This window comes from Nocardia sp. NPDC059229 (genome assembly GCF_042754165.1).
In the GTDB taxonomy this organism is placed as follows: Bacteria; Actinomycetota; Actinomycetes; order Mycobacteriales; family Mycobacteriaceae; genus Nocardia.
Genome location: NZ_JBHZAK010000055.1, coordinates 1 through 11,317 on the forward strand (window position 1 = coordinate 1; position 11,317 = coordinate 11,317).

Annotated in this window: 13 protein-coding genes and 2 pseudogenes; 9 read left to right on the forward strand and 6 right to left on the reverse strand. The window is 66.4% G+C overall.

Going from position 1 to position 11,317, the window contains the following annotated elements:
• Positions 1–1,043: hypothetical protein (locus tag ACFXHE_RS43690; RefSeq protein ID WP_379391623.1), on the forward strand; the 1,043-nt coding region annotated here is incomplete at its 5' end.
• 280 nt (positions 1,044–1,323) lie between these two features.
• Here ACFXHE_RS43690 and ACFXHE_RS43695 read toward each other — a convergent pair.
• Entirely contained in the window at positions 1,324–1,734 is a 411-nt protein-coding gene (locus ACFXHE_RS43695; RefSeq protein WP_379391643.1) for an amidase family protein, read from the reverse strand.
• Positions 1,692–2,465: an amidase family protein gene (locus ACFXHE_RS43700; RefSeq protein ID WP_379391625.1), complete on the reverse strand. Its 774-nt coding sequence runs from the start codon at positions 2,463–2,465 to the stop codon at positions 1,692–1,694. The genes ACFXHE_RS43695 and ACFXHE_RS43700 overlap by 43 nt, the downstream gene beginning before the upstream one ends.
• A gap of 178 nt (positions 2,466–2,643) precedes the next feature.
• On the opposite strand from ACFXHE_RS43700, the pseudogene ACFXHE_RS43705 reads away from it, so the two are divergent.
• The 3 genes and pseudogenes from ACFXHE_RS43705 to ACFXHE_RS43715 all read left to right on the forward strand — a co-directional run bounded on the left by ACFXHE_RS43705 (position 2,644) and on the right by ACFXHE_RS43715 (position 4,132).
• Positions 2,644–3,406, forward strand: a pseudogene (locus ACFXHE_RS43705) (transposase).
• Between the two features lie 250 nt (positions 3,407–3,656).
• Positions 3,657–3,848: a hypothetical protein gene (locus ACFXHE_RS43710; RefSeq protein ID WP_379391627.1), complete on the forward strand. Its 192-nt coding sequence runs from the start codon at positions 3,657–3,659 to the stop codon at positions 3,846–3,848.
• Positions 3,849–3,910: 62 nt separating this feature from the next.
• On the forward strand, positions 3,911–4,132 hold the full coding sequence (locus ACFXHE_RS43715; RefSeq protein WP_379391629.1) for a lipase family protein: 222 nt from the start codon (positions 3,911–3,913) through the stop codon (positions 4,130–4,132).
• Positions 4,133–4,389: 257 nt separating this feature from the next.
• Here the strand turns inward: ACFXHE_RS43715 and ACFXHE_RS43720 are convergent.
• The 3 genes and pseudogenes from ACFXHE_RS43720 to ald form a co-directional block, all read right to left on the reverse strand.
• Positions 4,390–4,633: pseudogene (locus tag ACFXHE_RS43720) on the reverse strand (alanine racemase); the annotation flags it as partial.
• Entirely contained in the window at positions 4,630–6,072 is a 1,443-nt protein-coding gene (locus ACFXHE_RS43725; protein WP_379391645.1) for an amino acid permease, read from the reverse strand. The pseudogene ACFXHE_RS43720 and the gene ACFXHE_RS43725, both read right to left, overlap by 4 nt.
• Positions 6,073–6,331: 259 nt before the next feature.
• Positions 6,332–7,438, reverse strand: a complete 1,107-nt coding sequence (gene ald, locus ACFXHE_RS43730) for an alanine dehydrogenase (RefSeq protein ID WP_379391631.1) — start codon at positions 7,436–7,438, stop codon at positions 6,332–6,334.
• Positions 7,439–8,327: 889 nt separating this feature from the next.
• Between ald and ACFXHE_RS43735 the strand changes: the two genes are divergently transcribed.
• The gene (locus ACFXHE_RS43735) at positions 8,328–8,648 is read left to right on the forward strand and encodes a hypothetical protein (RefSeq protein WP_379391633.1); all 321 of its coding nucleotides are present in this window, start codon (positions 8,328–8,330) and stop codon (positions 8,646–8,648) included.
• A gap of 483 nt (positions 8,649–9,131) precedes the next feature.
• Here the strand turns inward: ACFXHE_RS43735 and ACFXHE_RS43740 are convergent, their stop codons facing one another.
• Positions 9,132–9,266 carry a hypothetical protein gene (locus ACFXHE_RS43740; RefSeq protein ID WP_379391635.1) on the reverse strand — a complete coding sequence of 45 codons (135 nt, stop codon included), beginning with the start codon at positions 9,264–9,266 and terminating at the stop codon, positions 9,132–9,134.
• A gap of 23 nt (positions 9,267–9,289) precedes the next feature.
• Between ACFXHE_RS43740 and ACFXHE_RS43745 the strand changes: the two genes are divergently transcribed.
• The 4 genes from ACFXHE_RS43745 to ACFXHE_RS43760 all read left to right on the forward strand — a co-directional run bounded on the left by ACFXHE_RS43745 (position 9,290) and on the right by ACFXHE_RS43760 (position 11,239).
• Entirely contained in the window at positions 9,290–9,547 is a 258-nt protein-coding gene (locus ACFXHE_RS43745; protein ID WP_379391637.1) for a hypothetical protein, read from the forward strand.
• Positions 9,548–9,794: 247 nt separating this feature from the next.
• The gene (locus tag ACFXHE_RS43750; protein ID WP_379391639.1) at positions 9,795–10,259 is read left to right on the forward strand and encodes a GntR family transcriptional regulator; all 465 of its coding nucleotides are present in this window, start codon (positions 9,795–9,797) and stop codon (positions 10,257–10,259) included.
• On the forward strand, positions 10,165–10,608 hold the full coding sequence (locus tag ACFXHE_RS43755; RefSeq protein WP_379391641.1) for a UTRA domain-containing protein: 444 nt from the start codon (positions 10,165–10,167) through the stop codon (positions 10,606–10,608). The genes ACFXHE_RS43750 and ACFXHE_RS43755 overlap by 95 nt, the downstream gene beginning before the upstream one ends.
• A 58-nt stretch (positions 10,609–10,666) precedes the next feature.
• Positions 10,667–11,239, forward strand: coding sequence for an amidase family protein (locus ACFXHE_RS43760; RefSeq protein WP_379391647.1), 573 nt, complete (start codon positions 10,667–10,669; stop codon positions 11,237–11,239).
• The last annotated feature ends 78 nt before the right edge of the window (positions 11,240–11,317 follow it).

Genomic DNA, 11,317 nt, shown 5'->3' on the forward strand with positions numbered 1-11,317 from the left:
GCATGGTCACGCTGGCGACGACGCCGCCAGCATCAAGCCCGGTCATCGCACTACCGACGGCGCGGCCACCCACTCACCTGAGTGCAGTTGCAGTACTAGGCGACCTGCTCGCGCCTTGGGCGGCGTTCATGCTGCTAGGCGTGTGGCTGGTGTCCGGCTTCTTTTTCCTCCGGCTGCCGGCTCCGGCGCCGGACGCGATCGGCCCGGACCGCGGCGGTCATCCGGCGATACCGCGACGGCCGACCGCTGACGAAGCCGAAGTACTGGATCCCGCGTGGCGCCACACTTTGCGCGTTATCGGGCTGACGGAGTCGACCTTTTCGGTGTGCGTGCGGGATTCGCCGGGGCCGCTGGGATCCGCGCACCCCAGCGGCCTCGTCACTGTGTCGGCCGAGGCGGTGCGCGAGTTCTCACCGGCCGAACTGCGCGGACTGCTGGGTCACGAGATCGGCCATCTCGTGGGCGATGGCGGCGGGGTCTGGTACCGGCTGTCCTGGTGGTACACCGGCCTACTGCGGATGCTGTTCGTGACGGTCGGATCGGGTTCCCGATGGCTGGCCCGCAGATGGCTGTCACTGGCTGTTATGGCCGCGGCACAGCTTGGCGTGCTGGTCGGCATGGTCGTACTGCTGCGCTTGCTGTTCGGTTCGGTCGTCGCGGTCGCGCTGCTGGCGGCGGCCGCGACACAGATGGTCGGGCAGCGGACGGTCTTGCGCCGCAATCAAACAACGCCGACCGGGTGTCGGTGGATCTCGGTGCCGGCCCCGGGCTGCGCTCGTATGTACGACACTCGAACCGATGGGCGGATTTGCGCACGCGCCGTTACCTGCCCGTGTGGCTCCGCATGGCCCTGCTGTGCTTGGACGTGCTGTCGCCCGATCCGTCGCCGGACCGGCGGGTCGCGGCCCTGGAGGCCCGAATGCGCGACCGTCGTTCGCGGCGATCGGAGCCACCCGGACCCGGATGGGGGGAACGGGTCGGCAACGTCATATTCGGCTGGGTGTGGCGACTGTTGTTCTGGAGTGCGACGACCCCGTCCGTGATTCCCCGCGCGGGCAGGCGAATTCGCAGATGTCCTGTGCCAGTTAATCGTCCGCGATACCAGCACTCTGACCTGGGGTGAGGAATCTTGAATGGCGAAACTTGCCGACGGGGGTGCCTGCTGTTCTCAACAGTCCGGAGCGTTGTGCCGATGGATCTTGCTGAAATTGCATTTCTGTGGCCTGGAACCGGTTGGTCGCGCTGTCGCGTTGCTGGTCGCCCCAGGGGCAGGAGGGCGCTGGATCGACGTTGGGCTGCGGCGGCTGGCTGAGTCGGTGAGCTTCAGCTCGGAACCGTGGTGATGAGTGCTGGCGTGTGGTGGTGCCATCGCAGTTCCGATTCCAGTTGCGCGGCAAGGGATATGAGCAATGGTTCGCAGTCGGGGCCGCCCATGAGTTGAGCGCCGACAGGAAGCCCCTCGGCGGTGAATCCTGCGGGGATGCTGATGCTGGGCCAGCTGAGCACGTTCCAGGCAAATGTATAGGGCAGCTGGTGATCGACTTGTGGTAGGCGGCAAGGGTGTTCAGGCCGTCGATGGCGTCGATCGGCGGTGGCGGGGTCGCGGTGGTCGGGGCGAGCACGACCTCGAACTTGTCGAAGATGCAGCCGATCCGTCGGGCCAGCAAGGGTTCTGCGATGTGGGAGGCGAATCAGGCGAGAGGTCGGTTCAGTCGCCCGAGTCTGGCGTTCCAGCGGGTGTGGGTATCGACTCGGGTGTCGCCGGGGAGGTCGGCGAGCGTGCCGGCGATTCCGCTGCTGGAGCGTGCTCCCCAGGACAGGATCAGGCGTGGGTCGTAGGCGGGATCGGCGGCGGTGACCCGATGGCCGAGATGCTGCAGGGTCTGGGCGACGTGTTCGACCCCGCGGCGGACCTGCGGGTCGAGGGTAGCGGGGAAGAACGTGAAGGGCGCCGCGAGTGAGAGCGCGATGTCGAGGGTGCCGGGGTGGACCGTTGCGGCGGCGGCGAAGGAGCCGGTGCCGGCTGCGACGTCCAGCAGCAGACAGGCGTCGGCGACAGTGCGGGCGAGGGGACCGAGCACGGTGACTCCGTGCCAGTCGTTGTCGTCTGGCGCGGTGGGGATGCGTCCGCGCTGCGGTTTGATGCCGACCAGATTGGTCCAAGCGGCCGGGCCCCTGATCGAGCCCCCGCTGTCGGAGCCCAGCGCTACCGGGACCAACCCGGCGGCCACCGCTGCTGCGCTGCCGCCGGAGGACCCGCCGGGAGTATGACTGGGATTCCACGGGTTTCGGGTGTGCCCGAATGCCGCACCGTGGGTGAATGACCATTCGCAGAGTTCGGGGGTGTTGGTTTTGCCGACCACGATCGCGCCGGCGGATTTGAGCCGACGGACCACTTCGGAGTCATGCGTCTTGGGTGTGAAGTCGCCGCCGCAGCCGAAAGCGGTGGGCTCACCCTCGCCCACGAAACGGCCCTGGCGGCCATCCCAGCCTGGCCGACCACACAAGCCGCTCTCCCGCTGCACTGGAGACACCGACTGCTCGTCCTCCAAACCATCAACCAGCTCCGCGGCATCAGCACCGACCACGACGCCTAAGGGATGTCCCGTAAGTCGTTGAGTGGCAACGGGTATCGTGTCGCCGGTGGTGATCTCGGCGTCTGACCCGGTGATGGGTGGAGTTGCTCTCCGGGCTGCGGCCACGCACGTTCGCGCGTTTGATCACGCAGTTGCGGCGCGAGGGGGCTGATCGGCCGTTGCGGGGTCGGCCCTGGGGGTTGCGTTTCGAGGACCGGGTGTTGCTGGTGGCTACCTACTGGCGGACCAACCTGACGATGCGTCAACTCGCGGCTGTGTTCGGGGTCTCGAAGTCGGCCGCGGCCCGGGTGGTCGAGGATCTCGGACCGGCGTTGGCGCTACGACCCCGGGCACGGTTCCCGCGTGGCGCGGTGTTGATCGTGGACGGCACCCTGGTCCCGACCCGTGATCACAAGGTCGCCGCCCAGAGCAAGAACTATCGGTACTCCACCAACCATCAGGTCGTCATCGACGCCGACACCGAACTCGTCGTCGCGCTCGGAAAACCGTTGCCGGGCAACCGCAACGACTGCCGAGCCTGGACCGAGTCCGGTGCCGCCCACGCCTGCCGCAACGCGGTGGTGATCGCCGATGGCGGCTACCAGGGCACCGGTGTGATCATCCCGCACCGCCGCTCACCGGGTGTCGAGCTGCTGGGATGGAAGCAAGCCCACAACAAATCCCACCGCAAGGTCCGTGCCCGTGTCGAGCATGCTTTCGCCCGGATGAAGACCTGGAAGATCTTGCGCGACTGCCGCTTACGCGGTGAAGGGGTGGGTGTCGCGATGGCCGGGGTAGCGACCTTGGCCAACCTCGCCCACGCCTACTGATCCCTGACCGGCGGACCAGTCGTCGGCACCGACCCAGACTTACGGGATATCCCTTAGACATGCTGCGCGCCGTCCATAATCTGCCGGAACTCAACGCCTCCAACCGATTCGTCGAATACGGCTGGTCACAGGGCGGCCAGACCACCATGCGCGTGGAATCCATGGCCCGCTCCTAGCACCGGAATTCCAGGGCGTCGGCGCCGCGCTCATCGCCCCGGCCGTCCGCATCCGCGACCTCACCCTGCACTCCATGAGCGGCCCCGAGAACGCCGGATACGTTATCTCCACCCTGCCCGGCATCAAGGCCGGCTACCCCGACCTGCTCTACCGCAGCTTCCTGAAGCCCGACGCGATGGAAATGCTCCCGGTACTGGCCAACGGCTGCTTCGACATCTGGGACGCGGCGGCCCCCTGCGCGACGCGTACCAGTCGAACGCCCTGACCCCCGGCAGCCCCTGGTGGAACGCCCTGACAGCCGTCGACGACTGGCAACCGGCCGGCACCATGCCCTTCGCCGTCTACCAGGGCGCTGACGACACGGTCGTACCCAAGGACTTGACCCAGCGCGAGCGAACGGCCCTGTGCCACTCGGGCGTCGCGGTGGACTACAACGAATTCACCGGCCAAAACCACGAAACCGTCGTCCCCACCGCCGCGGACCGCTTCCCCACCTGGGCCGCCGACCGATTCGCCGGCAAACCCGCCCCCACCGACTGCCCGTCCTGATCCCCAGCCAACCATCTATATTCAGCACAAAGGCCCCCAGGTCATCTTGGGTTCTAGGAGTCGTTGCAACACCTCTGTTCATGGGGCGTTGCAATGGACTTCGAGATTCGGCCCGATCGCGGCAGGTGCTGCGGCTGTTGACTCATGGCCGCTGATACCAGCCGCACCCTCGATCACGCCCAGAACGAGGACGCGTTCCGCCGCTGGGACGACGAAGGCGGTCACACCGCGCCGGTAAACCCGGCAGACCTGCGCCCGGCGCCGTTGCAGCGCCTCTTCGATCGTGGTGACACCGACCTCGCGGGCTCCGGCGGCCAGCGCCGCCGCGGCGACGGCCGCGCCGCCATGGTTGTATCCGTCGGCCTTGACGACGGCCATCACGCCGGCGTCACCGGCCCTTTCGCGCAGGATCCGAACGTTGTGGGCGATCGCGTCGAGGTCGATGATGATTTCCGACTGCGGGGCGGGCACACCGGCTACCGCCGGCTGGGCCGGGATCACCACGCGTCGCCGGATCGGGGTCCCTGTTCGGCGGCCGGGGCGCTGCCGGAGCCGCCGCGTGCCGCCGGTCCGAGCCGGGTCATCGCGGCGTAGCCGGCGCAGACCAGCCCCGCCCAGACGGCTCCGACCGCCACCGCGGTGCGGCCGCTGTCGGTGAAGAACAGCAGGACCACGACCAGGCCGAGGAATCCGAGCGCGAGCGGGGTGGTGACCGGTGCGGCGGGGAGGCGGTAGTCGCTGGCCGGGAGGGTGCCGTCGGTGACGCGGGCGCGGTAGATCCTGTGGCAGACAAGGATGACGGCCCAGACGAAGATGATGCCGACGGTGGAGACCGAGGTGATGTAGGCGAAGGCCCTGTCGGGGGAGAGGGCGTTGACAACGACGCCGAGGACCATGACACCGGCGGAGAGGCAGATTCCGGTGAACGGCACCGAGCGGGAGCTGAGGGTGCCGACCCGGGCGGGTGCCTCTCCGCGCAGCGACAGGCTGCGCAGCATCCGTCCGGTGGAGTAGATGCCGGAGTTGCACGAGGACAGTGCGGCGGTGAGCAGCACGAAATTGATGATGCCCGCCGCGGCCGGGATGCCGATCTGCTCGAAGACCTCGACGAAGGGGCTCGTTCCGGACTGGAAGTTGCGCCAGCTGGCGACGGACATGATCACCAACAGCGCACCGATGTAGAACAGGCCGATGCGGATCGGGAGGGTGTTGATTGCCTTGCGCAGTGTCTTCTTGGGTTCGCGTGCCTCACCGGCTGTCACCCCGACGAGTTCGACTCCGACGTAGGCGAACAGCACGATCTGCAGGGTCATCAGGGACTGGCCGAAACCGTGCGGGAACACCCCGCCATCGGCCCACAGGTTGGTCACGGACGAGTGGGCGGCGTGACCGAATCCGATGGTCAGCACCCCGATCCCGATCAGGATCATGCCGATGATCGCGGTGATCTTGACCGCGGAGAACCAGAACTCGGCCTCCCCGAACAGCCGCACCGAGATCAGGTTCGCCCCGAACAGCACGGTCAGCACAACCAGGGCGGTGATCCACGGCCGGATGTCGAACCAGTACTCGATGTACTTGCCGGCGACGGTGATCTCGGCCATGCAGGTGCTCACCCACACCGCCCAGTAGGTCCAGCCGGTGGCGAACCCGGCGAACCGGCCGAGGAACTCGTGGGCATAATCGGCGAAGCTACCGGAGACCGGCCGGTAGGTCAGCAATTCGCCCAGTGCCCGCATGATCACGAAGATCGCCAGGCCCGCAAGCAGGTACGACACGATCAACGCGGGACCCGCCTGCGCGATCGCGCCGCCCGATCCGTAGAACAGGCCGGTCCCGATCGCCCCGCCGATCGCGATCATCTGAATCGTGCGCGAACTCAATCCGCGGGCGTAGCCCTCCGACTCGGTGGCCGCGGGCCCGGGTTTCGTACCGGCCATCGCGGCCGTCCGGTGTTGGTGGTCGGGCAGTGTCATGTGCACTCCTTCGGTGATCGCGGCCGCGGCCCGACCCCGACGTCGACGTCGAGGGGGTCCGATGGCGCGGCGCGGTCATCGCCTGGATCGAATTCCGGATGGGTCGTCGCCGAGGATGGTGCGGGCGGTCGAGGGTTGCGGCCGGTTTGTGCATCCCCTTCGGCTCGCGCGGGGTGGGCCCGCGACCGGACCCCGCGTGGCGGCATGCCGCCCTCAGGGTGGGCTAGGCGGCCAGGCGATGAACGGGGTATCCATGGGCGGCGGCCACGGACTCGGACAGCAGCTGGCCGTCGTGGGTGCTCAGGCCCTGGGCGAGTCCGGGGACGGTGGCCCTGGCCTGCTCCCACCCCTGGTCGGCGAGGGCGACAATGTAGGGGAGGGTGGCGTTGGTGAGGGCGTAGGTGGAGGTGCGGGGGACCGCACCGGGCATGTTCGCGACGCAGTAGAACACCGAGTCGTGCACCTGATAGGTGGGGTCGGCGTGCGTGGTGGGCTTGGAGTCCTCGAAGCAGCCGCCCTGGTCGATGGCGATGTCGACGAGCACCGAACCCGGCTTCATCCGCGCCACCAAATCGTTGGACACCAGCTTCGGTGCCTTCGCACCCGGGACGAGGACGGCGCCGATCACCAGGTCCGCGTCGAGCACGGCCTGCTCGAGTTCGAGGGTGTTGGAGGTGATGGTCTTGACCTGACCGCAGTACTGGGCGTCGATCTCCCGCAGGCGGGCGGGGGACAGGTCCAGGACGGTGACGTCGGCGTGCATGCCGTGGGCGATGGCGATCGCGTTCTTTCCGCAGACACCGGCGCCGATGACGACGACCTTGGCTGGGCGCACGCCCGGGACACCGCCCATCAGGACACCGCGGCCGCCGCCCTGGCGCATCAGGTGGTAGGCACCGGCCTGCGGGGCGAGACGGCCGGCGACCTCGCTCATCGGGGCGAGCAGTGGCAGGGAGCCGTCGGCGGCGGTGACGGTCTCGTACGCGATCGAGGTGGTCTTCGCCGCCAACAGCACGTCGGTGCACTCCGTTGAAGCGGCCAGGTGCAGGTAGGTGAACAGAACCTGATCGGCGCGCAGTCGGGAGTATTCCTCGGCGATGGGTTCTTTCACCTTGAGCAGCAGGTCCGCGGACGCCCACACGTGGTCCGCGCTTGAGATGATCTGTGCGCCAGCGGCTTTGAAGTCCTCGTCGGCGAAGGAGGAACCGATACCGGCACCGGCTTCGATGATCACCTCGTGGCCGCGGCCGGCGAGTTCGTGGACACCGGCGGGGGTGATGGCCACCCGGTACTCGTGGTTCTTGATCTCGCGGGGGATTCCGATCTTCACGGGGGTAGAGCTCCTGAGCGTGTGTGGGGATGTGAGCGTCGGGTGTCGCGGCGAGCGGTGAACGTGAGGCACATCACTTGCTCGCGTAACCAAGTATGAATATTCACCAATTTTTTGCCAAGGAAACTGCGGATAATTCTGTGATTCTGTACCAGGTCGCTCAATCTTCACCCAATAGGAAAGGTAGGGCCCCGGAACCGAAGCATGTTCAGGAGACGAGCGACCAGCCCGGTGCTACCGCCCGCGCGTCGAAGCCGACGCACTGCCGCCCCGAACCCCACATCGACGCCAGGGCTCGTCGCGCGGTTCACGTGTCGGCCGACGCGGAGACGGCCGGCGCGCCCGGGCGCGCCGGCTGCGTCCAACTCTCGAGCCAGATCGCTCGGGTGCCGGCGTCCGAATCGGAGTAGCTCGCGATCGGAATGTTGGCCATGTGCGAAAACGTCACTCCCGCAACAATGCCGAGGAATCCACGCAGATCCGCAGTCCAGATCCGCGATCAGTCGGCATCCGTGCATGCGGGGAACCGCGCAACCATGAATTGGGTGGGCTTCCCGAGCGCCGAAGATGCTTCGGAATCGACAGAACACGGAGCAGCGTATCGAATATCCAGATGACCAACCCTGGAAATCAAAGAATTACGTTCGCAACTATGGCGTATTTTCCCAATTATATTCCATACTCATGACGCCAGTGGCCCACGTCACAATTCCGGCGGATGCCTGACGGAGACACCACTGGGCGACGAATGCGATAGCCGAGCTCGACCCGTGTATGTCGAACCAACGATGGCAGGTGGCACATGCTGCCCTGCGACAACAGATCCATCCGGCTCGCAGGGGTTATCTCCGATATCTTCTGTGGCCGGCCGACCGGGAACCGAACCACCATGACAACCGCTCCATTGCCTCTTGCCTATGGATACGTGCGCGACGATCTACTCGATGATCGCGAGTCGGATTCGAGTGATGACCGGCTGCGCGATACCGCCCGATCGCTCGGATACGAGCTGGGCACCGTATTCCACGAGCCCTCACCGCAGAGCGCCACACTGCCACCGGCGTTCGTCGAGCTCGTTCAGGAATGCCGTCGAGCCGCGGCACACGCGGTGATCACCCTGCGCGGGCACATGTCGCAAATGGCCGTGTGCCGGATGGTGCTGCTGGAGATCCTGGACGTGCGGGCCGGCACCGCCGTTTACGAGGTCTAGGCGTGAACCACCGAGTAAACCGATCCGGGGTTCCGAACCGGAAGGAACCGCTGTTCGCGGAGTGGATATCCGATCGGGTTATGGCGCTGTTTTCGCCTTCTGTTGCGCGGCATGATGTTTGGCCGTGGTCGATGCGGTTCGTTATCTGCTGATGATCGCGGCGTTCGCGCTCGGGCTCGCGTACGTCACACGGCTCCACGCCGACCGAGCTCGCGCTACGCCGGGCCGCGGCCGAGCTCGCCGAGAGCTTCGCGTGGACGTGCTCATCGGCTGATCCATGGACCGAGTTCAGCCGATGAGCGAGGACACGACCGAACCGAGGCTGTCACGGTCTTCCGATAGGCGTTGGCGGGCAAGGCGTTCGTCGATCGTCCGCTAAATGGCCGTTCGGCTCTGCTCGCGAAGCTCCTGGCGGAGGGATTTCCTGTCGAGCTTGCCGACTGCCGTCATGGGAACGGATGAACGGAACACGAGGTTGCGGGGCTACTTATAGGAGGCGAGCCCCTCGGCGACGAAGGCAATCAGTTCGCTGCGGAGCTGTTCGGATTCGTGATGGCCGGGCGCGAGGACGACAACGGCTGTCATGGCCTCGACCCAGACCGGGTCGGGTGGTCCCACGACGATTGTTTCGGCACAGCCGGGTGCGCGAGCAGTCGCTCCTCGACTTCCCGGGGATAGACGTTGTATCGACCGGAGACGATCATGTCGGAGAGCCGGTCTTTGAGGTAGAGGAACCCGTGCTCGTCGAAGACGCCGACATCACGGGTGTGAACCCAACCGCCGGCGATGAAGGTGGCCTCGTTGAGTTCGGGCGCGTCGAAGTGTTTCATGTCCGGCTGTGCGTGATGAGGTGGAACCGCCTGTCATCCGAGGACGTCGGTGTCCCACAGCGGCGGTAGCGCGCAATACCGCCGAAATACCGTGACCATCCCTGCCGTCCCTGGGCGTCGAAGGGGGAGCGCCTGCACGCGTAACGCTCCTCAGCAACAAGATTCCAACGCCATTACGGTCGAGCGATCCGCGAAACCCGCAGCGATGAGGTGTCGAGGAGCAGGTCAAGACCATGGTCTTCGTTGCGCGGGCCGCGTAACTGAACGTTAACCGAATTTCTTGCCGCGTAATGCGGCCCGGACGCACACTGCGGTGATGCAGTTCAGAACACATCCACCCCACCGGGCCGGGCAGGACGATTTACGCGATGGGCGGGCGAGGTTTCGCGACCAGTTGCGGGAGGTGCTGCCCTCGGCATCGCATCTGCTGGCCCGCCGCCTCCACGATGCCCTCCGCTCGGCGCTGCGCGCCGGGGCCTTCGGCGACGGTAGGCTGCCCGCCGAACCGGAGCTCATGGCCGAATTCCATGCGTCGCGCGATGTGGTCCGGGAGGCGTTGGATCTCTTGCGGCGGGCCGGGCTGATCGAGCGCCGCCGGGGGATGGGGACGGTGCCGATCCGATCGGAATACGTTGTGCGCGGGGCACTTTCGCCTGTGGGACGTTCACTGCGAAGAGCATCTTGCGGTGGGGCGGATCGCGCCGCGACTGCTGCACTGGGCATGGATTCCGGCCCCGGAGGTGATCAGCGATCGACTCTCCGGGGTGAACCCCGGCGATGACTGCCTGTGCGTCGAATACGTGCTGCTGGTGGATGATCGCCCGCTGGCGATCTTCACCAACTATCTGCGCTCACCCGAGGCGGCGCGGATCGACCAGGTTGCCTTCGTCGATGACTTCTATTCGCTGCTGCATCATGGAGGCGTCGCCATCGACACCTTCGATATCGGCATTCAGGCCGCGTGCGCTGACGACTACGCGGCCGCGCTGCTGCATGTGATGCCGGGGGAGCCGGTGATGCGCTGGAGCAGTCGATTCGCAATCGTGACGGCGAGATCGTCGACTATGCCCTCGGAACCTGTTGCAGCGAACTCCAATTGCATATCGACCGGGTCATGCGCATCGATCTGACCGGGACCCTGACCGGCGGACGTTTCGAGGAGCAGCAGTGAGCACCGAGGTACCGGCCATGCACAGCCTCACCGATGCCGCCGCGGCCTTGCGCAACCGTGAGGTCAGCGCCGTGGAATTGGTCGAGCAGGCCATCGCCTGCGCCGACCGCCACGACAGCGAGGTCGGAGTGTTCCTCAGCCGATTCGACGACCGGGCACGAGAACAAGCCGAACGCGTCGACGCCAAGATCGCGGCAGGTGAGCCGTTGTCGCCGTTGGACGGAATCCCGTTGGTCAAGGATATTCTGGCGCACCCGCACGGGCCGACCACCGCCCAGAGCCTCGTCCTCGATCCCGCGTGGGCGGGCACCGTCGGGTACAGCGTCGCCGTCCACCGTCTGGAGGCCGCCGGCGGCATCGTTATGGGCAAGACCACGACCATGGAGTTCCCGATCGGAATTCCGGACCCGGACAAGCCTTTTCCGGTTCCGCGCACCCCGTGGGATCCGCAGTGCTGGGCGGGCGGCTCGAGCTCGGGTTCGGGCAGCGGTGTCGCCGCGGGCATGTTCCTGGGCGCGGTGGGGACCGACACCGCGGGCAGTATTCGAATTCCTGCCGCGTTCAATGGAATCACGTGTGGTGTTCGGTAATATCGCTGAGCCACAACTGATTTGGTGCGTCACTGCTAAAGTTTCGCCGCACCAGATCGTCATGAACCGGCGGCCCGG